Below are 23348 nucleotides of genomic sequence, written 5' to 3' on the forward strand. Positions count from 1 at the left end.
CACAGCTGCCATAAAGCAGCGATGCGGGTACGGAAGCCCCTGCAAGCAAGCAGAAAGCTTTCGCATACGGTCAACGGATCGCCAAATCCGATCGCCCTTGTTGGGCGACGGGCCGGACTATAAGCCTCGCACCCAAACCCACGCAAGGCATCAACGCCCTGACTCAAACCCCTGCGTCCTATCCCCAACCCCCACCGACGCCAACGCTTCCCGCCGTCTGCTCACGGGTATTACGCAAATCCCCAGTCGTTTCGGGAAGCGTCCGACCGCAAAAGGAACCATCTCCCTCAAGCCCGGGTCTTTACCCCGCCCACCCGCAACCGGTCGGGCTGCATGGACTGCAGCGTTTTCAAAATACATTAAGGATTAATGTGAACCTCACCTCCCCAACCCCTTTTCTGCCACCACCGGCTGCGGTGCGTTTGCTCGCGCCTGCGTTTCAGGAAAGCACCTTGGGAGCATGCACTCGGATCAAGTGATCCTTCGCTCAGCACACCTACGGCCGCCGGGCTTATTGGCGGCTTTGACTGTAGTTCATGGAGTTTGAAATGAAGCGTAAGCCGTTCCAGAAAACCCTGTTGGCGTTGATGGTCAGCGCAGGCGCCGCGCACGTTGCTGCGGTGGAATTTGACGTCAGCAGCGGCCAGAACACGTGGAAAGGCCAGGTGTTCAACGAGCCTGTGACCTTGGTCGGTTCGCGCAATGTGGTGGCCACCCAGCGTTATGTCGATGGGGCGAGTGTTGCCGAGACCGATATTCAGGGCTCGCTGATCAACCGCGCCGACTACACCATCGATGGCAGTGGCCTCAACATTCGCGGGTTCGTGGTGGATGGTGCGATTGACTCAGATCTCAGAGCCCGTGGCGGCATTATCACCGGCGATGTGGTTCAGTCCGGTGTGATCAGGCTGACCAACCAGACCTGGGCCGAAGGGTTTGAGGTAGGCGCCGCCACCGTCGGCGGCAACGTGATCAACACTGGCACCATCATCACCGTCGACGTGCCGGGTTCCGGTCCCGAGAGCGATGGCGAGGGGATCTACCTCAACGGCACCACCGTAGGCGGCGATGTCGTCAACTCCGGCCTGGTGGACGTGACGTCCTACTACGGCTTCGGCCTGATCCTGGACACCCACAACAATTTGCCGGTGACCGTCGGCGGCAAGATTCTCAACTCCGGCACTATTCGCGTCACCGGTGAAGAGGCGCTGGGCATTGAGGTTGAAACCGACACCAGTGACCTGCGCATTGAAAACAGCGGGTTGGTGACGGTCAATGGCGGCCTTGCCAGAGCGGTGCGGTTCGACTCCGGTACTTACGACTATCTGCTCAACACCGGCACCCTCGAAGCCAATGGCGCCAACGCGGTCGCTGTCAGCCTGCGGGGCGCGACCTTTACCTTGAACCCACAGACGGGCGCGCGCGGCATCGTCAACCGTGGCCTGATCAAGGCCGACAGCACGGCGATCCTGGTGGACGCGCGGTACCAAACCTCGCCTTTTGAAATCAACCAGCAAGCCGGCGAGATCCGCAGTAACGCCGGCACCGCCATCGACGCCGCCAACCTCGCCACGCTGAACTGGACCGGCGGCAAAATCACCGGCGACCTGCTCAACTTGAGCGCGGTGAATGTCGCGGGCCAGGCTGATTTCGTCGGCCAGCGCATCATCGCGCCGGTCTTGGTCAACGCCGGTTCGTTGAACCTCTCTGCGCCGGGCACCACGATCACTGGCGACCTCAACGTCGCCAGCGGCGCGGGCATTGATATGCACTTGGCCGACAGCGTGGTGCCGACCACGCCGTACCTGACGGTCAACGGCACGGCCAATTTTGCCCAGGCCTCAAAGCTGACCGTGAGCGCCAACCCTGGCGACTTCACGCGCACCAACAACGGCACCCAGTACACACTGCTGCAAGCCAGCAGCGTGCAAAACAACGGGCTGTCTGTTGCCAGTTCTTCATCGCTGCTCAACGTGCTCAGCTACTCGGCGGATGCCCAAACGGTCAAGGCTGTCGTCGCAGTTAAAGACAACCAGCAAGTGCAGCAGGAACTTACCGGTGCGGGTGCCACCGCCGCAGCGGCGACGGCGGTCAATACCTTCAAGAACGAGGTGCTCGGCGGGCTGAACCAGAACGACCCCGTGTTCCAGTCCCTCGCCAACGCCGGTACTGCGCAACAGCTTGCTCAGGTGAGCGAGCAGCTCAAGCCAGACGTCAACCGTGGCGCGCTGGATGTGGCCTTGTCGGGTCAAACCGTGATCAACGGCGCGATCTTCAACCGCCTCACTGATCAGCGCGAAGGCCATCAAACCGGTGGCGTGTGGGTGCAGGGCCTGAGCAGCAACATGGACCAGGACGGCCGTGGCGGCAACAACGGCTACTCGGCCAACAGCAGCGGCATGGCGGTGGGTGTGGACGGTCGCTTGAACGACACCACCCGCTTGGGCGTGGCCTACAGCTACCTCAACTCCAACATCCATTCCGACCTGGGCAACAAGACTGACGTCGAGGGCCACGCGCTGTCGCTGTATGGCAACTGGGCGCTGCAAAACTGGTTTGTCGACGGCAGCCTCAGCTACGGCCACAACGACAACGACAGCAAACGTCATGTGGCAGGCACCACGGCCAAGGGCAGCTACGACAGTAATGTATTGGCGGCCAGCGTGATCGGCGGTTATAGCTTCAAGCCGTCGCAGGCGGTGGTGATCGAGCCGCGCGTGGCGGCGCGTTATGCCAACGTGCGCATGGATGGCTACGACGAGAAGGGCTCTTCGGCAGCGCTGAGCACCCGCTCGCAACGCTATGAAGTGGGTGAGCTGGGCGCCGGCCTGCGGTTGGCAGGCAACCTGCCGATGGGTGCTGGCAAGCTGCAACCGGAAGCAACCCTGATGGCCTATCACGACCTGATGGGCGATCGCGTCGCGCAAACCTCCAGCTTCGTGGCGGGTGGCTCGCCATTCACCGTCACCGGCGCTTCGGTGGCGCGTGACAGTTATGAAGCCAGCGTGGGCGTGAACTACCAGGTGTCGGACTTTGCCGTGGGCGCCAGCTACACCCGCCAGGCGCGCAGCGGGTTTGACGCCGATGGCGTAATGCTCAAGGCGCGGTATGCGTTCTAAGCCAACACCTTAACCCTGTGGGAGCGGGCTTGCCCGCGATAGCGGTAGATCAGTCGATACTTGAGGTGACTGAAACACCGCCTTCGCTAGCAAGCCCGTTCCCGCATGTGGATTTGAGTACGCGGGCGCGTTCTGCTATCAGAACAGCTTGCGCTGCACCGCCTCGTCCAGTGTGCTGCGCGTCAGCGCTTCAACCACTTCACCCGTGTTCGCCTGGAAAGGGATGCCCAGGATCAGCACCAGGTGCATCCAGGTGCGCACGGATTCGCTTTTGCTGACCCGGCCCAATTCTTTGCCGTCCTTGTCCTTGAACACCGTTTCCATCGTGAAGGTGTTTTTCGCCGTGGACGGAATAATGAAAAAGGTGACACCGGTAATGATCGCCGAGGCCATGCTGAACTGTTCGTTGTTATACAGCTTGGCGTCGGCGTAAATGTCCGAGTCCACTTTGTCAGTGCTTACCCGCGCAAAGCGGTTGGACTGGCGGAAGGCATCCGCCACAGCTTTTTCCCACAGCGCTGCCGGGGCGCCGGCGGCGGCGTTGGCGGGGCCGCCGTTGACCTGGTTCAGCGCTGTGGTGCGCACGAATGCGCTGGGTTTCTGCGCTGGCGCGTTGGCGGTCGGCGGCCAGGTCTGCACCGGTGGCAGTTCGTGTTGCGAGTAGGACACGCAGCCGCTCAGCAAGATCGCGACGAGGACCAGGCTGTGCTTGATCAATCCTTTCATGTGTTGCTCCTTGAATTCAGGGTTTGGCCAGTTTGGCGGTAGCGGTGTCGAGCAGTTGCGCGACCAGTTTGTTCAGCTGCTGGGCGCCCATCGACGGTGCCCAGTATTCGCCGCCATACAGACCGACGTTGTGTTCGAACTTGAGCGCTTGCTCGGCCGTGGCCAGTTCTTTGCCGTTGCGGTCGACGATCACCAGGTTGCCGGCCACGTCGAAGCTGTCGACGTAGATCGGCCCGTTGACCCAGATCCAGATCGTCAGCGTCAGCAGTGCGCCGGGTATGTAGGCCGGGTGCGGCGCGCGATGGCCCTTGAGCGAGGTCATGTTGAATTTGAGCACCACGTCGTTTTCTTCCAGGCGCGTGGGGTACTCGGTGACCTGCTTGAAGTAACCTGCCGCGCGCACGTACTGGTTGAGCTGGGCCGTGAGCGAGCGGCTGATCGCAGTTTTGTTGGCCTCGTTGACGTCGGCGGCGTTCACCGTCACGTCAGCGATTTGTGCACTGCGCGGGCTGCTGGCGGCAGCCGGGTGGAGCGGGGCACCGATGGGGCCGGTGACGGTGTAGGAGACGCAGCCGGTCATCGACAGCGTCGCGATCAGGGCCGCAGCCCTCAGGAGGGTGTTCAACACGCAATATCCCTATTTAATGAGCAAGCCAAGCCAGTGTCTCGACCGGTGGCTGTGTAACTTGAGGTGGGCGCGCAGCTTAGCAGGCTGCCGTTGGGCGGCGAACTTCACTGTGGCGGCAAAACCGCTTGAGTACATCGGGCAACCCCGTAAAATGCCGCGGCACTGGCTACATCGCATTTTTCAAGGACGAATCAAGCAATGCGCACTTCTGTTTTTCTCCCCGTCACCTGCCTGATGGCTGGCTGCACTTTCCAGCCGGACCACTGCGCGCCGGTCATCCTTGCCAAAATACCTACCTGCTGGCCCGACACGTTTGATGTTGAGGTGCTGGGCAAGGTCGCGCGTTTTTTCAGCAAGTTCTGATCGCCGCGACCGCGTAGTTGACGTACACAACAGTCCCTCCCGCGGGTTCACCCGCTGCAACCGCGGACCTCTCACCCTAGGAGCACCCTGTGAAAACACTGTCCAAAATCCTGCTGTCTGGCCTCACCGCCGCAGCGCTGCTGACCGTGGCCGGTTGCGCCACGGAGAGCAACCGCGCGATGCCGGTGGAGCAAGTCGCCAGCGCCAACGTCGCCTACTCCGGCGTGCGTGTGCCGATTGCCGTGGGCAAGTTCGATAACCGCTCCAGCTACATGCGCGGCATCTTCTCCGATGGCGTCGACCGCCTCGGTGGCCAGGCCAAGACCATCCTGATCACCCACTTGCAGCAGACCAACCGCTTCAGCGTGCTGGACCGCGACAACATGGGCGAAATCTCCCAGGAAGCCGCGATCAAAGGCACTGTGCAAAAGCTTAAAGGTGCTGACTACGTAGTGACCGGCGATGTGACCGAGTTCGGCCGCAAAGAGACCGGCGACCGCCAGCTGTTCGGCATTCTTGGCCGTGGTAAAACCCAAGTTGCTTACGCCAAAGTCGCACTGAACATCGTCAACATCAGCACCTCCGAAGTGGTGTATTCCACCCAGGGCGCCGGTGAATACGCGCTGTCCAACCGTGAAGTCATCGGCTTTGGCGGCACCGCCAGCTACGACTCCACCCTTAATGGCAAGGTTCTGGACCTGGCCATGCGCGAAGCCATCAACCGCCTTGTCGACGGCATCAACGCCGGCGCCTGGAACCCGCGCAACTGATCAGCAGCACCTCAAGGAGCAGTACACGGATGAGCAAGGCAGTGAAGTTGGCGCTGATGCTGACAACAATCGCGACGGTCGCCGGGTGCCAAACGGCGCCCCAACCCCTGTATCAGTGGGAAAGCTACCAGCCGCAGGTTTATGAGTACTTCAAGGGCGAGCCCAAGGAAGCGCAGGTTGAGGCGCTGGAGCGCGATCTGCAAAAGATCAACGCCAGTGGCCGCAAGGCGCCGCCGGGTTACCACGCCCACCTGGGCATGCTGTACATGACCATGGGCAAGGATGACCAGATGGTGCAGGAATTTCGCACCGAGAAGGCACTGTTCCCCGAGTCTGCTTCCTACATGGACTTTCTGCTGAAAAACGCCAAGACCGGAGTCGCCACCAAATGAGCCTGTTAAAACTCACGGGCGCCTTGCTGGCCCTGGCCTTGCTCGGCGGTTGCGCAGCGCCCAAGACCATCGATTACACGGCATACAAACAGGCGCGGCCGAAGTCGATCCTGGTACTGCCGCCGATCAATGAGTCGCCGGAGGTGCAAGCGTCCTACAGCATGGTGTCGCAAGTGACTTACCCGCTGGCCGAAGCGGGCTACTACGTGTTGCCGATTGCCCTGGTGGACGAAACCTTCCGCCAGAACGGCCTGACCACCGCCAACGACATCCAGGGTGTGGCACCGGCCAAGCTGCATGACATCTTTGGTGCGGATGCGGCGCTGTACATCACCGTCAGTGAGTACGGCACCAAGTACATGCTGATCTCCAGCGACACCTCGGTGACGGCCTCGGCCAAACTGGTCGACCTGCGCACCGGCACCACGCTGTGGACCGGCTCGGCGCGGGCGTCGAGCGAGGAGGGCAACAACAATGGCGGCGGCCTGGTGGGCATGCTGATCACGGCGGCGGTCAAGCAGGTGATCAACAGCTCCACCGACGCCGCGCACCCGATTGCCGGCATCACCAGTGCGCGCCTGCTGTCGGCGGGGCAACGCACCGGGATTCTGTACGGGCCGCGTAACCCGAAGTACGGCACCGACTGATCCGGGTACTGAAAACACTGCAGCTCCAATGTGGGAGCTGGCTTGCCTGCGATAGCATCACCTCGGTTTAACTGAAAAACCGAGGCGTTTGCATCGCAGGCAAGCCAGCGTCTACACACTTGCACAGTGATCGAGGTTTTATCCCACGCCGGTTTAACCCGAACCCTCCACACCTTGCGTCTGACCTTGTGAACGGATCATTCATTCACGAGGTTCAGCCCATGTCCCGTCCGCTGCTTTTCCTGCGCCCTGCTGCCCACGGCTTTACCGTTACGTTGCTGGTCGCGTTGGCCGGTTGTGGGTTGTCTTCTTCGCGTGATGCCGCCAAGCCTGAGCACGCAGCACCTATCGCCGAACTGCAACGCGCGCCGGTACAGGGTGCGCTGAGCAAACGCATGCCGATGCCGGCGCCAATGGCCATGCGCATGGTCAGTCAGGATTCAGCGGCGATGGCCTACCGCAGCGAGCCTCGTGAGCACTACGCAAACCTGCCGGACAACCCGGTGCACCGCGTGGCCGAAACCCCCGTTTCGACCTTCAGTGTCGATGTCGACACCGGCAGCTATGCCAACGTAAGACGCTTCCTCAACCAAGGCCGTCTACCGCCTGAAGGTGCTGTGCGATTGGAGGAAATGGTCAATTACTTCCCCTACGACTACGCACGCCCCACCGACGGCTCGCCGTTTGGCGTGACCACAGAGATCGCCGCCACACCGTGGAACCCGCACACTCAGCTGCTGCGCATCGGCATCAAGGCGTCCGACCGCACCGTCGCGGAGCTGGCGCCGGCCAACCTGGTTTTTTTGGTGGATGTGTCCGGTTCCATGGACCGTCGCGAAGGCTTGCCCCTGGTGAAAAGCACCCTGAAGTTACTGGTGGACCAGCTCCGCGACCAAGACCGCGTGTCGCTGGTGGTGTATGCCGGTGAGTCCCGCGTAGTGCTCGAACCCACGTCTGGCCGCGAAAAAGCCAAGCTGCGCAATGCCATCGACCAACTCACGGCGGGCGGCTCAACGGCCGGCGCATCCGGCATCGAACTGGCCTACCAGATGGCCCGCGCAGGCTTTATCGACAAAGGCATCAACCGCATCCTGCTGGCCACTGACGGTGACTTCAACGTGGGCATCAGCGACTTCGACAGCCTCAAGCAGATGGCGGCCGAGCAGCGTAAAAGCGGCGTGTCGCTGACCACCCTGGGCTTTGGTGTGGATAACTACAACGAACACCTGATGGAGCAATTGGCCGACGCGGGCGATGGTAACTACGCCTACATCGACAACCTGCGCGAAGCGCGAAAAGTACTCGTCGACCAGCTCAGTTCAACCCTGGCCGTCGTGGCGCGGGATGTGAAATTGCAGGTGGAATTCAACCCGGCCCAGGTCAGCGAGTACCGACTGCTGGGCTATGAAAACCGCGCCTTGAAACGTGAGGATTTCAACAACGACAAGGTGGATGCCGGCGAGATCGGCGCAGGGCATACCGTGACGGCGTTGTACGAAATTGTCCCGACGGGCCAGAAGGGCTGGCTGGAGCCGTTGCGCTACGCCGCTGCGCCAGTGGCTGAAAACAAACCGGCCGAGTTGGCGATGCTGCGCGTGCGCTACAAGCCTGCGGCGGGCGGTGACAGCCAATTGATTGAGCGGCCCATCGGCAACCAAGCGACCAAGGCCAGCGACGACCTGCGCTTCTCGGCAGCTGTGGCTGCCTTCGCCCAACAGCTCAAGGGCGATGGCCGCTACACTGGCAGCATGAGTTTGCAGGACACCGCCGCACTGGCCCGCTCGGCCCGAGGCGATGACCCGTTCGGGCTGCGCAACGAGTTCGTGCAACTGGTGGAGCTGGCGCAGAGTCTTAAGCATTAACGACACTCAATGTGGGAGCGGGCTTGCTCGCGAAAGCGGTGGATCAGTCGGTATATCTGTTAACTGACACTGCGCATTCGCGAGCAAGCCCGCTCCCACATTTAGAACGATTTCGATTGTAAGAAAGGAGTTCGCCCACTACATGGCCGTACCCGATGATTCACCCAGCGACGAAGCGCTGCTGGCCCGCTACCGAGCCGGTGACGGCGCCGCGTTCGAGCTTTTGTACGCGCGCCATCGCCAAGGTTTGTACCGGTTCCTGGTGTCCCTGAGCAACAAGGTCGAGCTGGCCGAAGAGGTGTACCAGGAAACCTGGCTCAGCCTGATCCGCAGCACCACCCAGCCACAAGGTCGGGCGAGCTTTCGTACGTGGTTGTTCCAGATTGCCCGCAACCGCCTGATCGATCATTGGCGCAAGCACGGTATCCACAACCCGCTGCACGACAGCTACGATGAACAACTGCACGCCCAGCCCGACGACAGCGCCGGCCCCGAGCAGCAACTGAGCCTGAGCCGCGACCAGGCGCGCCTCGACGCGGCGTTGCAGGACTTGCCCGAGGACCAGCGCGAAGTCTTCCTGCTGCGCCTGCACGGCGACCTCGAAGTGCCGCAAATCGCCGCCCTCACCGGTGCCCCGCTGGAAACCGTCAAAAGCCGCCTGCGCTACGCCCAGCAGAAACTGCGCCGCCTGCTGGCCGAGGAGATACCTGCATGACTGACCTCCGACACACCCAGGACCCCGACGACGTGTTGCTCCAACACTTTAGTCAACACAGCACAGGCGAGCCGCCCGCGTCCCTCGACGCCTTCATCCTCAACACCGCCCGCCGCGAAGCCCCGACGCCGCCGCCGAGCCTGTGGCAACGCTGGCTGAACGCCTGCCGCCAGCCGCGCTGGCAGATGGCTTTCGCCACCGTCGCCGGCGTGGCGCTGATGATCGGCGTGGTGATGCGCTCACCCGTGCCGCCGCCGGAGATATCCACCGCGACCTTCTCCGCGCCCCACCCGCAAGCAGCGCGCCCAGTGGTCCAAGCGTATTCGGCGCCCGCGCCCATGACCCGCATGGCTGCCGCACCACCGGTTCAGGCTGAGGTCGCCGGTGCAATGGCGGATGAGCCGGCCGCGAAACTCAGCAAGCGTGCGGTGGCGTTGCCATCATTGGAGGAGGGGTTGCAGGAGATTGTGGATCTGCGCCGGGCTGGAGAAACCAAAGCGGCCGATGAACAGTTGCTGGCGCTGCATAAGCGCTTTCCCAAGGAAGACCTGCCGGCGCGGTTGGAGGCGTTGCAGAAGCGTTAATCGACACCCACAAAAAAGCCCCAGGTCTTTCGACCTGGGGCTTTTTCGTCTGTGTCTGGTGCCCCGGCGTCGTTTGAACTGGGCAGTAAGAGGCCCGTATTCATTGGGTATGTTTGGTGGTGCTTCGGTTAGGCATACACGTGGGCATACACGGCGCTTCCTTCTGGCCACCTTTTCGAGGTATCCCCGTAGGGTAAAGCAACACCCAATGGTTGCTGATGTGTCGCCATCCGGCTGAGTAGTTACTTCTTCGTTCGACCTTCTGCCGCCAGTGAGGCGAGCGCAAGGGTGATGAATCCTGCATTTCCATCCAGGGTATCCAGTGCCCCTCGAATGTTCTGTGCCACTTCTGTAGATCCTCTTTGCTCAACCCAGTTTGACAGCTCCTCGATAGCTGCCCCTAGGGCCAGTTGGTTTTCATTCATGCGCTTGAGTAATGACGTAAGCAAAGGGGTGTCTTCCATGATGTTCTCCCGCCCTGTTGTCAGGTAGTCAATCTACCTCGAGCCAGTGGCATTGCATATCAGCTGTACTTACCACCTGGTGATCAGGAATCACGCTGCTCATCTTGACTCACCAGAGGCCAACAATTTGGTGTAGGGCCAATTTGGAAAGGCAGCATCAGAGCACATATCCAGCCCCCCTCCAAAACTGGTGTAACCGGTGTTACGAGTGTAACGCCCTTCACCAGACGTCCGGTTTCATTGGCTTTCACGCCTGTTACACAGTTGAGCGACATAGCGTACATCCGATGTAACGCTGCCCGTGCGTGTAACGCTAAAGTCAGCATCCAGGTGTTGTGGGCAGGCTACCTGAAGGACATGTACGGCAAGTTATTCCGTCGCTATATGTTGCTGGTAAACGAAGCGGTCCCGCGCCTTTGGAAGGTCACGCCTCTGTAACGGAGGGGTAGGTAGTGTCATGATTCGACGGAAATGAACTTCACAGCCAGGCAAATCTATGACCGATACGCCGCAACATCAGCTTCTTGCTGGGCTGCCGGGTGATGGCCCTCTACCTCTCCAGTTCAGTGCAACCGGCCAAGGGCAGCACAGTGAGGGGATCGTTATCAGGTTCTTGCCGGAAGGGATGCCTTCTTGGGTGGGGAACTTCCAACCCGGTTTTTGCCGCTTCAACTGTGTGTTGGAAGTGGAGTCGAGTTTTCACGTGATCGTAGTTGCCGGTGGTCAGGGTTACATTGTGGACATTCGTAACGGACTGCTTTTGAAACACTTCGGTGGCGATATTGAGAATTTGATCAGCATCCCAGAGCTGGGTAGCACCCTGGTTTCAAATGGGCTGTGGCTTAGGCTTTTCAAAGGAGAAGCTGAGGTCTGGTGCACTGAGCGTTTGTCTTTAGATGGGATTAGGGATATCCAAGTTTCTCTCGCAGATGGCGTCATTACGGGGGAGGGATGGTACTTGGAAGACTCTTGGTCCCCGTTCAAAGTTTGCATTTCCTCTGGAGAGGTTGCAGGAGGTCCTTTCGAGTCACTTGAAATCAGCTAGGTCGACCTCTCCATTCCTAGAGGATTAACGCCGGGGACCCTGGCGACATTCAAGGGACACGGGGCATGAAACCCGCGGGATCGAGGTAGCGGCAACCACACCAGCTTACTGAAATTTCAATGTTGAAATTGAAAGGAGTTTGAAGAAAAAAGGGCATCGTTGCCGTATTGGTAACGGTACTCGCAGATGGCTGAAAGAGTAGGGCATATGCACAGGTGAACTGGAGTTAACCAGGTTCACCTGGTCCAACTGTTCAACAAGCTGTGCATCTTTACACCAACACGGTCACGCTGGTTTCCAACCCTGCATTTAGTCAAACGCCCAAGGGCCCCTTTCAATGGATGGTTCTGTCATGATCATGACCTTATGTCGCTGGAGGTGTATCCATCACGGGGGCCAGGGGTTCTAAAATCTGATGTTACAGATGTTACGGGTATTGCAAATTTATTTATCTTTATATTTTTTATAGATATTTAGATGGTCACACCTCTGTGCGCAACGATCAAAAGGTGGTGTTATAAGCTATATAGGTGTTACATCTAGAGACTGTGTCTCGAGCTGAATACTTCCAGTCACGGATGAGGCGCTTGAAGATGGGGCGATTAGCAACGAACACGTAATGCTAGGCGAAGAAGGGCTGTGCCTGATCACAGTCATGCGACTACAGCGGAGGTAGGGATGGCGTCTGCAGAACACGACTATCAGCACTTCATTCAATGGCTTCATCGACCTGACGGAGAGGTACCAGAAGACGTGCGTCGTTTTGGACGGCTGGTCCTGGACAACTTTGAAAGTGTCAGTGCAACTACACGTCATCGGAGCCAGCGGTCGGTACATCTAGTCGATCTGGCGCGCGAGCGGTTCCTTGCTAGTGATCCGGGCCAACCTATGCTGGAACAAATAGCAGCAGGTGCAGGATGGCATTGGGAGAAGTTATGTCATCTCTCCCTTGGGCCGTTCCGAGGTTTTCGGAATGCTGAGGCGTTTGACCTCACACGGCGCATCGTTTTGTTTTATGGTCCCAATGGTAGCGGCAAGACCAGCCTTTGCGAGGCGCTCGAGTTTGCCCTGCTCGGAGCTGTAGATGAGGGGGCGCAAAAGCGAATTGATGCTGCTCAGTATCTACGTAATGTCCATGAAGGTCGGTTTGTACCCCCTCAGTTGACGGCGTTGGACCCACAAGGCCAGCGAGTTGCCGTTCAGGCGGATACCGATGCTTATCGGTTCTGCTTCATTGAGAAAAACCGTATTGATTCCTTCTCGAGGATCGCTGCGAAACCTGCCGGTCAAAAGACAGAGCTAATAGCCGCGCTGTTTGGTATGGACCACTTCAACGAGTTCGTAGGTCAGTTTAATGAGTCAATTGATGGGCAGTTGTCGCTTCTGCCTGTGCAAGGTCAGGAGCTGACACGGAGACGTCAAGCGATCGCTCATGACATCGAACTACTTGCTGGTGAGGCTGAGAGTATTTCTGCACTTGATCTGGCTGAGCGGGAGTACGCGGAGGCTTTTCAAGCCGGGTTGACGTATGCCCAGTTGCAACAGGCGGTGGGTTCTAACGACGTCCCCGGTAGACTGCAGGCGTTGATAGATATACTGAACCAACCTGCGCCGGCCCTTCTGGGTATTCGGCAGCAGGATCTTCTTACAGTATTTCGCGCAGCAGATGAGTCTCACGAACTTGTTGAGGAGCTTGCTGGTCAACTGGCCTTGCAGCAGGATGGCGCTACCTATCAAGACCTCTACACTGCAGTTCTTGAGCTACAAGCGCTTTCTCCTGATCGTTGCCCAGCATGCGAGACTGCAATTGTTGGGGAGCAGCATGTCCACATTGATCCTTTTTTAAAGGCTGCACAGGGTCTTGAGCATCTGCGAGAGCTGACTCAGCTCAAGCAGAGGTTCCAAGCAGCTGTTGATGAGCGGCGGCTTGCCTCAGATGCATTAAGCGCATACTTCGCTAATTTTGCCCATCGCGTCGGCGCTACGGTCGACAGTGAGCATGAAGTTATTCGCTATTTGGCAAATCCAGGTGTTCGACCCGATACGGCATGGTGGAGGCCAGGGTACAACCCTGTAGCCGGGGGTGTTTCGCTGTCACAACAAGCAGTTAACTACGCGCGGCTGTTGGAGGAAGCGGATGCCGTTACTCAGCAAAACTTGGAGCAGCGTGCGCGAGTGATTGCAGAGCGGGATCGACTTTCCGTTGCCCGCATCGTAGTAGTTGAACAGGCAACCCGACGCCAACAAACTATCGCAGCCATTGCGGGGGCCCGTCAGCGTATCGATGCCTTTGATGCGCAGAACGCCGGACTGATCGCTGCTGCTGCGGAGGAAGAGACACAAGTTGTAGCAGAGGTAAGAATTCAAGTCGCCTACAATGAATTTTTGGGCCTGCTAAGGCATTACCGATCGGAGCTACCGGGAACGTTGTTGGCAGGTCTGAACAATTTGGCCATGGAATTGTACAACGAGTTCAACGTCCGTGATGCACCGGAAGACAAACTGGCAGCACTTCACCTACCCATTGGTGGGGACGGTCGTATCGAATTGAGTTTTCAAGGCTCCCCGCAAGCGCGTGTTGATGCTCTGCAGGTACTGAGTGAGGGGCACGTCCGCTGTTTGGGATTGGCCATCTTGTTGGCAAAGGCTTCCAACATCCAGGCGCCTACGGTGATCTTCGATGACGCGATCAATGCTATTGACCATGAGCATCGTCAGGGAATTAGGGAGGCCCTGTTCCAGAGTAGACGCTTTGCCAATACGCAGATCATCGTGACCTGCCACAGCAATGAATTCATCAAGGACATCCAGAACCATGTTGATAGAGCTCAGTGGTTGTCTTACACGTTTCGTCATCACACCGGCGATCATCATCCGCGCGTTCTGCGAGATCTACCGCCACAAGCCTATCTTATAAACGCTAGGGCTGCTGTTGACCGAGGAGACCATCGTGGGGCTCTTCAGCCGTGCAGACAGGCGTTAGAAATGCTCGCTAACAAGATATGGCGATGGTTGGGGCAATGCGACTTAGGCTTAATCAGTGTCAAGTTGGCTGGTGTGGGAGATCAGCCCTCATTGCGAAATTTGTGCGATGGTCTCCGCGCAAGACTGAATGCCGCGGGCACATTCGAACATATTGACAAGCAGCCTTTGCTGGATGGATTGGGGCAGATTCTCGGAATACCTGAGCAGACGTTGTTATGGCAGTACTTGAACAAAGGAACTCACGAGGAGCAGGACCGGGAAGACTTTGATGAGGGGGTGGTTGAGCAACTGGTTGGTTTAATGGAAGGGATGAATGCTTTGAGGCTACGTAACCGTTAAAAGTACATTGTGAAAATAGCCTCCATGATGTAGCGGACAGGCCCGTCATGAATGCTGCCAGTAACATCCTATACACTGCCCAGCCAACATGTCACCAACTTTAACTGGCCAAACCTCACTTTCGATTTAGAAGTGGCGTTTTTCAGAAATCAAAAAAGTAATAGTAATGGCGTCGTAGTTGTTTGAGCTTGTAATTGTGCGTATTAATATCAGGAAGATAAAGAAATGACAGCAGTAGGACAGCGGGTGAATGCGGTTCCAGCATTAAGCAAAATTCTTGCCTCTGGTACTGAGGGGGGCAAAGAGTTTGGGAGGATAGTTGGCTTATTACTATTTAATGATGCAAAACGAAGGGGGGAAGAATTCAACCTTTTTGATGATGCTTCTGGAGATTTTGAAGGTCTGGACGGTTTTTCACGAACAAAACAATCTAGCAGTGCTATAGGGTATCAATATAAATTTTTTTCTTCCCCTTTAAGTAATGATCATCGCCAGGAAATTATTAAGTCATTGGATAATGCTTTAGAACGCAATGAAACTCTGAATTTGGTAAGGTGGATTCTAGTTACTCCGGATGATTTCAAAAATCCAGCGCAGCGTAAGGGAGGAGGCGACGTTGGATGGTTTGAAAAGTTGAAGGTGAAATATAAAGACAAGCTTGAGTTAGATCATATTGGCCATTCAAAACTTCAAGATCTGTTTCTTCAGACGCATCACCTGTGTTTATATTATTATCCGGGGCACGTAAATTTAGGGGTTGAAAGGCGAAAAACTATCCATGAGCTAAGAGCTCAGTATGATGAAAATATGCGTCGCAGATATGGACGGATTGAATTTGTTGGTATGTCTGTATACAAAGAGGAAACTTCTAGACGAATTCCTCTTGAGGATATCTACATTCCATTGTCTTTGGTTTCTGAACGAGCTAGTGAAGAGACTGATCAAACTCCGAGAATAGAAGCGCTTAGCCTTTTAGAACCAGGATCTCGATCTGTGATATTGGGTGATCCGGGGTCTGGCAAGTCTACATTGTTAGCCTTTTTAGCATTGGCAGGGATAAGCGAGCGACTGCAGTCTCGATGCGGTTACTTTGCAGATGGCAGGTTAACTATAGTTGTGACTTTGCGGCGCTATGCAGATGAGCTTAAGATTGACAAGAATTTATCCATTCTTGAATACGTTAGAAAAGTTGCGGAAGCTGACTTTAACTTGAGTGGTTTAAGCCCCGCTTTCTATGAGTATTATCTAGAAACTGGGCAGGCAGTTGTGCTTTTTGATGGGCTGGATGAGTTGCCGGGATACCAATTCAAGAACATTGTAAGGCATCGAGTTGAATCGTTTACATCTAATTTTCCGGGTAATACAATTATTTTGTCCTCTAGAATAGTTGGATATGAGGCCGAGGCGCGATTCGACGAATCTTATAACCACTTTCGAGTTGCCAAGCTAAAGATTGAGGAAGTGAAGAATTTTATTATCGATTGGTATTCTTTAAGAGTTGAGGACGTCAACGAGAGGGATAGAAACGCGAATGATCTAATCAGGGTGATTGTGTCTCCTGAAAGTGACTCAATCAGGGCTTTAGCTAGAAATCCATTGTTGCTCACTATCGTTGCTCTAGTGCATAGAATTGATGCGGTATTGCCTGATCAACGAGTAGTGCTCTATCAGAAGTGCACAGAGACACTGCTGAATACATGGTATAAGGCAAAGCGTAACGATGAAGAAGTAGTAAAGGGGCGAATTGAGCAGCGTAATCGAGTTAGAGTCGAATCAATTGCTTATTGGATGCATACCAGGAGCGTTCGCGCGCAAGGGCGTTCAGTTGCGGAGCATAAAGAGCTATTGGAGTTTTTAACTGACCATATAAAAAAGTATGAGTCTATTAAGGAGGCTGATGATCATGCCGAAGATCAGGCTGAGGCTTTCCTTTCTTTCATAAAAAACTCTGCTGGGTTACTTGTTGAAGCCGGTGACGGATTATATAGCTTTATTCACCTTACCTTTCAAGAATACCTTTGTGCGACTTACCTCCTGGCTTTCGGCGAGACTAGAGGAGCCCAGTCAATTTGGGATGAGTTGCATGGTGCGTTACAAAATCCACGATGGAGAGAAGTAGTTCGTCTGTTAGTTGCAAGCCTAAAGTCTTCTTCCGGCAAGGCATTTTTTATTGATAAGCTTTTGGATGAACCTAGTTCCGCTAGTACGAGAGATACGGCACTGCTACTTTTGGGGCTTCTCAGAGATTCTATTGAAGCTGCGGAGCTTCGTGCTGAGGATATATTTTCCGTCACGCATAATGCACTCGCTTTATGTCAGGAGATAGAAGACTTTGTTGACTTGAAACAGTCTGTCGAAGGGCTTGTGACAAAAGATGCTATTAATCTCTCTCATGCATTGTCAGCATTTAATTCGCAGTTTCAAAGAGCCTCAGCTTCCAATAGGCTAAGGCTGGCATTAATAAGCTATTCTTTGGGTTATCCGGGTTTAGATGGAGGTTGCTCCGGTCTTGATATAAGTATGTCCGAAGAAACTTGTGCTGTGTTTAATGCGCTGGTTTTATCAAGGTCTGACTTTGTTGTTGGTGGCGGTCCATTGGGTAAGTTGAGGTATGTCTATAATGAATGGGCTACTAAGAACTCTGAGGCAAATGCGGCATCAACTGTTGGTCTTGGTGTTTTGATGCTTCTTGATCCATCTAATCAAGCGGAAAAATTATTCGATCGAGAACTGTTTCTAATGTTCTCTAGAAATTTTGGTCCACATCATGATCATGGCTTGCACCTCGCGGCAATCGCCTGTGCATCGACTACCATGCATCCTACGATGATCAAAGCATTAGGTAATGCACTTCGCGGTTCTAGCCATACTAATAAGAAGCAAGTTAGGTCATTTTTGGCGCCTGCAATCAAAGTTTGGCTTAGTGAGAACCTATCACGACCAACAGGTGTGGAAAGGTTTTATGATGCCCTGGATGAGCGTCAGAAATTCGAAGAATTAGGGATAAAATTTGAAGATGAGAGGAGGTTGATGCGTCGCGGTCGAAGTCAGGCTTTTCCAATATCTTCGTTGAGAAGAAGTCTAGTAGGCACCAATGGATCGTACGATGACTCTTACTGGGAGGGGATCAGGAAAACGGATGTTTTCTCGAATTACTTAGTTCCGTCGTTAGAGGTCGCTTTTGAGGAGAGCTTTGATTTTTATTGGGGCGAAGCTTTTAGAGGTTCGCTGAAGTTGTTGCCGTTAAGTTTTAATAAGTACTTTGATCCTGATGAATGGCTAGATTTGGCGGTCAGGATTAAAGATGGTAAATATAGCGTTGATGATGTGAACTTTGCGGCGTGGTTAATATTGTATGATGTTTGGGTCTACCTTCGTAAAGGCTATGATGAGGAGAGTATGTCTCCGATTGCAGAGTTAATTTCCATTGCTTCAGGATTAGATGAGCCGAAAATAAAGTTATCAATTGTCCTTCGCAGCTCTTTTTTTAATAGCACAGAGTCTGTCGGGGGGTTGTCAAGTTTGCTGGCTTCTGACGAAAGAGTCATGGAGGTTTTAGAAACGATTGGGTGGCCGAGTGCGGCTTTAATTACGAAAGTGAAGGCCAGTAGGCGTAATTCTTTACATGCGAACAATGTCGAGGACGATGTCGTCGAAATTTAGTATTGAGCCAAGCTGACAAGTGATGTTGGCTTGGTTTTTTGTATCCTGGGGCTTAACGTGTAGCTGGTTGGAGTGTAGACGGCTACCAGTTCAGAACAAATTCAGAATAACGGCATGGTCGCTGCAGTTGCGCATCTGTCCAGTCGTGCTGATGGGTGGAGTAAACAGCCCGCGAGAGCGGGCTGATTTCGGGGTTACGCGGCGATTAGGTCGTCAAGGGAAATATTACGGGCCGCAGCTGCCAAATCGGAACGATTAAGTCTTGAATGGAAAGGGCCGAAGCGAGGCACCTCTAGTCCAGACAAGGCATCGCCCATTCCTCCTTTTAGGTAGCTGAGGGCAATTATTCGGGCGCCTACAGCGAGAAGTTGCTCGGTCGCAGCGTTCCATTCCTCGTTAAAGGCAAACCCGACCGCGTTCAATACTGCGGTCTTGGCTTCATCTGCACGTTGGCGGGCATTCGTGATTTGAGCCTCAAGAGTATCAAGCTCGACTTGGAGAGCACTGAGGATAAGGTCTTGCCTTCTGACCTGCTCGTCCGTTGTTGCCAATTGCTTAGCCGCCTTTTGCATTTCGCCGCTTGCTGATTTTTCCCCTTCGGCGTCACCGCTTGCCAGGCTTTTGGCGTAGTATGTTGCAGCGTCGCGCTCGGCTTGTTGCGCCTTTTCCAGGGATTGATTGGCTTCTGATTGAATTGTCTGAAACCGCTCACTCAAGTGCGTTTTTTTCCGTTCCAGCGCTTCGACTTCAGCTGTTGCATCGGTCATCGCTTGAATCGCATCAGTTTTGATCTGATCAATTTTTTCAAGCTGCTCCAGGTGCTTAATTTTCCGATTAATTGATGCGAGCTCGCCTGGAATCACATGTATCCGGGCTTCGACGCTTGAAACTTTCTCCATAGCCTCGCGACCCTCCGGGCTCCCAATTACGTTGCCATTCGCACTGAATCCGCTGGGTGCGTTGCGCCATTCGGCCTCCAGTTTCGGCAGGCTTTCTTCCAGTGTTTCCAGTTCTTGAATCAAAGCGGCTTGTTGCTGTTTTAGCTGGTTCATGTTGCGTTCCTAAAGGCGAGAGGTTGATTGGTTTTTTTTCGTTGGCGGGCCAGGCCAAAGTGAGCCTGCATTCCTCATGGCGCTGCCGTTTTAGGCCGCCTGGGCGCCGTGATCACCTTGTTCTGGCACTGCGATAACCACATAGCAACGCTGCAAGCCCAGCCCAGGTAGTCGCACTGCGGTCGAAGCTTTGCCATCCTTTCCCGGCTCTAAAACGCCTCGTCGCAGGAGCTCTTTGTTAACCGCACTCAGGTTCATGCCTCGGAAGATTTCGGAGCGCCATGCTTCCGGCAGCACGTAGTAGGTGTTGGTGGTGTGCAGGGCATCGCCCATGCCGTATTCCATCGTCTTGCGAAAGCCCAACCGGTCAATCGTGCGTGGGCCGTGTTCGTCGATCTTGGCGGCGGCAGATTCCCAGCGGGTAAAGCGGCTTTCTCCAAAGCGCTCGATGACCTGGCGCAGTCGAGTCAAGATCGCATCACCCTCGAAATTTCCGGCGCCGCCACGCTCGGCTAGCCACGCATGCAGGCAAACCCGTGCAGCGGTCGTGGCCGTGCCATCCGGCCAGCCGGTGACGCCGAAGGCGGTAGCCAACTCTCCGGCCGCTGCTGCGAGCCCAAAGCGGAGGGCGGCACGTTGCGCCTGACCACTGGCCGACGCCGGCAGGTTTTGGGTGATGAACTGCTCCACCGTGCGGCGAATGATCACCGACCACCTGAGCATTTCTCCTGGCGCGCACAGTGCGTGCAGGAAGGCGCTGAGGGGTGTGCCGTAGTATTTGGCTACACGGGCCTTGAGCGCATCGGAGAGGGCGGCTGCGTCTTCAAATCCGTTCAGCACATCGAACATGCCGAGACCTTTGCTCGCATCGGCAGGGACGGCAAGCATGCGCACCTCCATACCGGCTTTCAGCTCCTTGTTGGCATCCGCCATGTGCTGCGCCAACGTCTTCTCGCCGGTCGAGAGAAACAGCAAGCGCCACTCCTGCACCTGTCGGCCCGCTTGTCCTCGATCATTCGCCCGGGCTTTACCAGTGCCATTGCCGAGCATGTACACCGTCTCGCCAATAATGCGCGGGTCACACATGCCGATTTCATCCAGTACCAGGAGCCCGTCTGAATGGGCGGCTGCGATGGACTCCAGGGCGTTATCTGTCGAGCGCCATGAACGCACTAGGCGCGGCCCGCCATAAACCGAAGCAGCGACTTGCAGGTGAGTGGTCTTGCCCCCGGAGCTGTCGCCATACAGGTGGAAGCCACCCGACTCATGACCTAGCAGGTTCAGCAGAGGCCCTGCAAATGCTACAGAGACAACGAACGCCAAGCGGTGGTTGCCAATGCACAGTGCGCCTATTTGCTGCTGCCATTGCTCCAGAGAACCCGCTTCGCTGATCGGCGGCAGCTGGGCACCTGCGTCATAGAAATGCAGGTGTTCGACGTGCGAGCCAATCTGTTGTTCGGGCAATAGAAACGCCTTGTCATGCCAGCCCAAGCGCGTTACCAAGCGTGCGCGCTGGTCGCTGTCGAAGCCGCCGAGATAACTCTGCAGATCATTGCGTGCGTTACGCCCGGATCGACTTCCTGCAAGGCGCAAACCCATATCTACCAGTGGACCGAGTACGTCCTTGCCGAAGTCGCCGGTCATGGTTCGGGCTGGAATGTTCCAACGTTTTTTAGCGCCGTCCGGGTCATCGAACTCAACCAACAAGCCCCAGTTGTGTCCCTTGTCGTCGCGAGTGCGAGCGATGATTTCGAGAGGCGAACTGACGGGGCGTGCCTCACCATCATCGCCGGAATAGAACACCCCTTCAGCGGTGAGGCGAAAGCCGCCCGGCAACAGATCATTTTTCGATTTCGCGGGGCGTTTGGCGGGCGCTTTGGCCTTCTTTTCTTGGGGTTCAGTTGGCTCAGCGGCACCGCCGAAAAACTCACCGCTGCGCACCAGCTCGGCTACGTGACCAGCAGTCCAGCCTTTGGCTAATGCGTCTGCTGCATCGTCTCCGTCAGCCCATTTTCCACCTTTGACGAGTGTCGGCTTTCCGCCTTTGCTGCTGGGCTTAAGATTGAACACGTCGAGCGCAACTCGTTGCACTGAAGCGGCGCCCAGCTCAATCAACTTGAGCTGGATGGCGTCCATGCAGACCTTGCCGCTCACATCGTTATCCGGCCACAGCACCACCGTGCGCCCTGATAGTGGTGCCAGGTCAGCCTTGTGCCAAGAGTTGGAGCCGTTCGGCCAGCACGTGGCAACGTAGCCCGGCATCAGCTCAGCAGCGGCATCAGCTGCTTTCTCTCCCTCACACAACACCACGGGCGCATCGGCGCGCTGTACCAGCTCATCCAGGCGCAGCAGAGGCCGAGGCTCCGGTAATCCTTGCCAACGCCATTGTGTGGTTTGTCCATCGGAGCGCTTGCACCAGGTCAGCGGAGCAAAGACCTTCCTCGGTTTGCCGTCTTCATCGGGGCCCAGGTCGAAGCGATACAGCGCCATGACTGGCTGGCCCTGCACATCGCGATAGATCCACACCTTGGACGGGGCGCCGTGTTGCCGATGTTTGGCCGGGCACTTGTTCACGGCCTCGGCCGGGATCGGCTGAATCGCGATCCACTCCGGTGTTGCGCTTTTGGCCGGTGCGCTTTGGGTGGTTGCAGATCCTGCGGAAACGCTGAGCAGATCCGCCAGCTTTTTGCAGGCTTCAACATCGGTGCCACCGTCGATGTAGCGCACCAGGTCGATCAGGTCGCCGCCCTTATCGCCGGTGGCAAAATCCGCCCAGGTGCCTTTGCTCAAATTGACCTTGAGTGAGCCTGCACGTTTGTCCGTGCGCGTCGGGTTTGGTGCGGTGTACTCCTTGCCGCCGTCGACGCGTTTGCCGTTCGGCAGCCAGTGAGCAAGCACGCGGTCGATGTTCTTCAGGGCAGCGCTTTTTACGTCAGCGAAGCTCGGGCGTTTTGAGGTGTTGCCTGTGCGCTGAGTCATGGTGCGGTCCTCGACTCAAGCAACGTTTCGTTTACGTCGTCGATCAGCGCCTTCGCCATCTCGCCGAGGTAGAACGCAGGCCAACTAAAACGCTCGCCCGCATCGCTGATGGCGGCGTCGAGGATCAGTTGATTGGCGTGGTGCATAATCTGGGAGACGGCTCCAAGTGCGTCTTCCAGCGGGATACCGGCATTCACCCGAAACAGGTTCTGGCCGTTACCGTTGGCAGGGGAAAACTCGGAGCGTCCAAGCGTGCTGGAGTGGGTCACAGAGCACCGCCTTTCTGGCCCATTGGCACAGAGGAGGCATCACCGTACAAGGCGAGTGTTTTGATCAAGCCCAAGGTTCCGCGCACGTCCCAAATGACGGATGACAGCACGCGGTTGGAGAGTACGGGTTTATCTCCGTCTAAATGATCTTCCAGCAGCATCAGAACTGAGTCGGCACGGTCGAGGGCGCAGGTGATGGCATCGATGGGAATACCGGCTTCGGCGTCCTGGCTGACGCAGAGCAGATCCTCGGGAAGTGAGAAGCCTGGGAGCATGCTCATTGGGCACCCCCTGCGGCTTCCAGGGCGCGAGCCTTGGACATATGGGCGTTGTAACGGGAAAGGCGTGTAGCGAGGCTGGAGTTGGCGTGTAAAGCGGCGAGAGCCATAGCTCGATGAGCGGCGGCGCGAATTTTGGAGGGATTGAGGGCGTGCATGTGGTGAGCTCCTACTTTCAGACTGGAGCCGCCACCGTCCTTCCTACGGGATTGGGTGGCAGCTGTGCACGGGGTAGGAATACCGGGATAGTAGGCACCCGGCCAGGCCGAAGCCTGCCCGCACACAGCCGCCATAACACGTAACTGCGGACGAAAAAAAACGCCGGCAGTTGTGATCTGGGCGCTGATGCGCCTACTAGTTATCGGGTTCCTACGCCCGGTCGCTGAATTTGCAGCGACAAGCGAAGAGTAACGTTCGTTTTTTGAAAGTGCAACTGTGCTGATGGCTTGCGGAATTTTTTGATGCGGC

At 56.2% G+C, this 23348-nt stretch carries 18 protein-coding genes and 1 pseudogene; 12 read left to right on the plus strand and 7 right to left on the minus strand.

Annotated features, from left to right (window positions below; genetic code table 11):
• Window positions 1-548: 548 nt before the first annotated feature.
• Window positions 549-3119, plus strand: coding sequence for an autotransporter family protein (locus AACW30_RS02595; protein WP_200624216.1), 2571 nt, complete (start codon window positions 549-551; stop codon window positions 3117-3119).
• A 138-nt stretch (window positions 3120-3257) separates the two neighbouring features.
• On the opposite strand, the gene AACW30_RS02600 is transcribed toward AACW30_RS02595, so the two are convergent.
• Both AACW30_RS02600 and AACW30_RS02605 read right to left on the minus strand, forming a co-directional pair.
• Complete coding sequence (locus AACW30_RS02600) at window positions 3258-3845, minus strand: hypothetical protein (RefSeq protein WP_200624217.1); 588 nt, start codon at window positions 3843-3845, stop codon at window positions 3258-3260.
• A gap of 16 nt (window positions 3846-3861) precedes the next feature.
• Window positions 3862-4473 (minus strand): hypothetical protein, encoded by a 612-nt coding sequence (locus tag AACW30_RS02605; protein ID WP_124416142.1) that lies wholly within the window; start codon window positions 4471-4473, stop codon window positions 3862-3864.
• A gap of 198 nt (window positions 4474-4671) precedes the next feature.
• Between AACW30_RS02605 and AACW30_RS02610 the strand changes: the two genes are divergently transcribed.
• The 7 genes from AACW30_RS02610 (at window position 4672) to AACW30_RS02640 (ending at window position 9806) form a co-directional block, all read left to right on the plus strand.
• A complete protein-coding gene (locus AACW30_RS02610) occupies window positions 4672-4836 on the plus strand; it encodes a hypothetical protein (RefSeq protein WP_200624218.1) in 165 nt (54 codons plus the stop codon).
• A gap of 89 nt (window positions 4837-4925) precedes the next feature.
• Entirely contained in the window at window positions 4926-5606 is a 681-nt protein-coding gene (locus AACW30_RS02615; protein WP_010214228.1) for a CsgG/HfaB family protein, read from the plus strand.
• Window positions 5607-5635: 29 nt separating this feature from the next.
• Entirely contained in the window at window positions 5636-5998 is a 363-nt protein-coding gene (locus tag AACW30_RS02620) for a DUF4810 domain-containing protein (protein WP_106577341.1), read from the plus strand.
• Complete coding sequence (locus AACW30_RS02625; protein ID WP_106577342.1) at window positions 5995-6645, plus strand: DUF799 domain-containing protein; 651 nt, start codon at window positions 5995-5997, stop codon at window positions 6643-6645. Before AACW30_RS02620 ends, AACW30_RS02625 begins: the two co-directional genes overlap by 4 nt.
• Window positions 6646-6866: 221 nt before the next feature.
• The gene (locus AACW30_RS02630; RefSeq protein ID WP_200624219.1) at window positions 6867-8507 is read left to right on the plus strand and encodes a vWA domain-containing protein; all 1641 of its coding nucleotides are present in this window, start codon (window positions 6867-6869) and stop codon (window positions 8505-8507) included.
• 142 nt (window positions 8508-8649) lie between these two features.
• The gene (locus AACW30_RS02635; protein WP_106577344.1) at window positions 8650-9222 is read left to right on the plus strand and encodes an RNA polymerase sigma factor; all 573 of its coding nucleotides are present in this window, start codon (window positions 8650-8652) and stop codon (window positions 9220-9222) included.
• Window positions 9219-9806, plus strand: coding sequence for a hypothetical protein (locus AACW30_RS02640; protein WP_200624220.1), 588 nt, complete (start codon window positions 9219-9221; stop codon window positions 9804-9806). The genes AACW30_RS02635 and AACW30_RS02640 overlap by 4 nt, the downstream gene beginning before the upstream one ends.
• A 242-nt stretch (window positions 9807-10048) precedes the next feature.
• Here AACW30_RS02640 and AACW30_RS02645 read toward each other — a convergent pair whose 3' ends face one another.
• Window positions 10049-10270 carry a hypothetical protein gene (locus AACW30_RS02645; protein ID WP_200624221.1) on the minus strand — a complete coding sequence of 74 codons (222 nt, stop codon included), beginning with the start codon at window positions 10268-10270 and terminating at the stop codon, window positions 10049-10051.
• 345 nt (window positions 10271-10615) lie between these two features.
• Here AACW30_RS02645 and AACW30_RS02650 point away from each other — a divergent pair.
• The 4 genes and pseudogenes from AACW30_RS02650 to AACW30_RS02665 all read left to right on the plus strand — a co-directional run.
• Window positions 10616-10687 (plus strand): annotated as a pseudogene (locus AACW30_RS02650) (TetR family transcriptional regulator); the annotation flags it as partial.
• A 79-nt stretch (window positions 10688-10766) separates the two neighbouring features.
• On the plus strand, window positions 10767-11315 hold the full coding sequence (locus tag AACW30_RS02655; protein WP_200624222.1) for a hypothetical protein: 549 nt from the start codon (window positions 10767-10769) through the stop codon (window positions 11313-11315).
• A 678-nt stretch (window positions 11316-11993) separates the two neighbouring features.
• Window positions 11994-14639 (plus strand): AAA family ATPase, encoded by a 2646-nt coding sequence (locus AACW30_RS02660; RefSeq protein ID WP_200624223.1) that lies wholly within the window; start codon window positions 11994-11996, stop codon window positions 14637-14639.
• A gap of 225 nt (window positions 14640-14864) precedes the next feature.
• A complete protein-coding gene (locus AACW30_RS02665; RefSeq protein ID WP_200624224.1) occupies window positions 14865-18302 on the plus strand; it encodes an NACHT domain-containing protein in 3438 nt (1145 codons plus the stop codon).
• Window positions 18303-18496: 194 nt separating this feature from the next.
• Here AACW30_RS02665 and AACW30_RS02670 read toward each other — a convergent pair whose 3' ends face one another.
• The 4 genes from AACW30_RS02670 to AACW30_RS02685 form a co-directional block, all read right to left on the minus strand.
• Entirely contained in the window at window positions 18497-19354 is an 858-nt protein-coding gene (locus tag AACW30_RS02670) for a hypothetical protein (protein WP_200624225.1), read from the minus strand.
• 90 nt (window positions 19355-19444) lie between these two features.
• Window positions 19445-22333 carry a DUF927 domain-containing protein gene (locus AACW30_RS02675; RefSeq protein WP_200624226.1) on the minus strand — a complete coding sequence of 963 codons (2889 nt, stop codon included), beginning with the start codon at window positions 22331-22333 and terminating at the stop codon, window positions 19445-19447.
• Complete coding sequence (locus tag AACW30_RS02680; protein WP_200624227.1) at window positions 22330-22602, minus strand: DUF3077 domain-containing protein; 273 nt, start codon at window positions 22600-22602, stop codon at window positions 22330-22332. Before AACW30_RS02680 ends, AACW30_RS02675 begins: the two co-directional genes overlap by 4 nt.
• The gene (locus AACW30_RS02685) at window positions 22599-22883 is read right to left on the minus strand and encodes a hypothetical protein (protein ID WP_003175982.1); all 285 of its coding nucleotides are present in this window, start codon (window positions 22881-22883) and stop codon (window positions 22599-22601) included. The genes AACW30_RS02680 and AACW30_RS02685 overlap by 4 nt, the downstream gene beginning before the upstream one ends.
• Window positions 22884-23348 lie beyond the last annotated feature (465 nt).

The sequence above is a fragment of the Pseudomonas sp. MF6747 genome (genome assembly GCF_963890955.1).
Lineage (GTDB): Bacteria > Pseudomonadota > Gammaproteobacteria > Pseudomonadales > Pseudomonadaceae > Aquipseudomonas.

Excerpts from the sequence above, each read along its gene's own strand:
- AACW30_RS02620 (WP_106577341.1), top strand. The coding sequence starts at position 5,636 with ATGAGCAAGGCAGTGAAGTTGGCGCTGATGCTGACAACAATCGCGACG.
- AACW30_RS02595 (WP_200624216.1), top strand. The coding sequence starts at position 549 with ATGAAGCGTAAGCCGTTCCAGAAAACCCTGTTGGCGTTGATGGTCAGC.
- AACW30_RS02655 (WP_200624222.1), top strand. The coding sequence starts at position 10,767 with ATGACCGATACGCCGCAACATCAGCTTCTTGCTGGGCTGCCGGGTGAT.
- AACW30_RS02670 (WP_200624225.1), bottom strand. The coding sequence starts at position 19,354 with ATGAACCAGCTAAAACAGCAACAAGCCGCTTTGATTCAAGAACTGGAA.
- AACW30_RS02685 (WP_003175982.1), bottom strand. The coding sequence starts at position 22,883 with ATGAGCATGCTCCCAGGCTTCTCACTTCCCGAGGATCTGCTCTGCGTC.
- AACW30_RS02625 (WP_106577342.1), top strand. The coding sequence starts at position 5,995 with ATGAGCCTGTTAAAACTCACGGGCGCCTTGCTGGCCCTGGCCTTGCTC.
- AACW30_RS02610 (WP_200624218.1), top strand. The coding sequence starts at position 4,672 with ATGCGCACTTCTGTTTTTCTCCCCGTCACCTGCCTGATGGCTGGCTGC.
- AACW30_RS02665 (WP_200624224.1), top strand. The coding sequence starts at position 14,865 with ATGACAGCAGTAGGACAGCGGGTGAATGCGGTTCCAGCATTAAGCAAA.
- AACW30_RS02630 (WP_200624219.1), top strand. The coding sequence starts at position 6,867 with ATGTCCCGTCCGCTGCTTTTCCTGCGCCCTGCTGCCCACGGCTTTACC.
- AACW30_RS02640 (WP_200624220.1), top strand. The coding sequence starts at position 9,219 with ATGACTGACCTCCGACACACCCAGGACCCCGACGACGTGTTGCTCCAA.
- AACW30_RS02660 (WP_200624223.1), top strand. The coding sequence starts at position 11,994 with ATGGCGTCTGCAGAACACGACTATCAGCACTTCATTCAATGGCTTCAT.
- AACW30_RS02675 (WP_200624226.1), bottom strand. The coding sequence starts at position 22,333 with ATGACTCAGCGCACAGGCAACACCTCAAAACGCCCGAGCTTCGCTGAC.
- AACW30_RS02600 (WP_200624217.1), bottom strand. The coding sequence starts at position 3,845 with ATGAAAGGATTGATCAAGCACAGCCTGGTCCTCGTCGCGATCTTGCTG.
- AACW30_RS02645 (WP_200624221.1), bottom strand. The coding sequence starts at position 10,270 with ATGGAAGACACCCCTTTGCTTACGTCATTACTCAAGCGCATGAATGAA.
- AACW30_RS02635 (WP_106577344.1), top strand. The coding sequence starts at position 8,650 with ATGGCCGTACCCGATGATTCACCCAGCGACGAAGCGCTGCTGGCCCGC.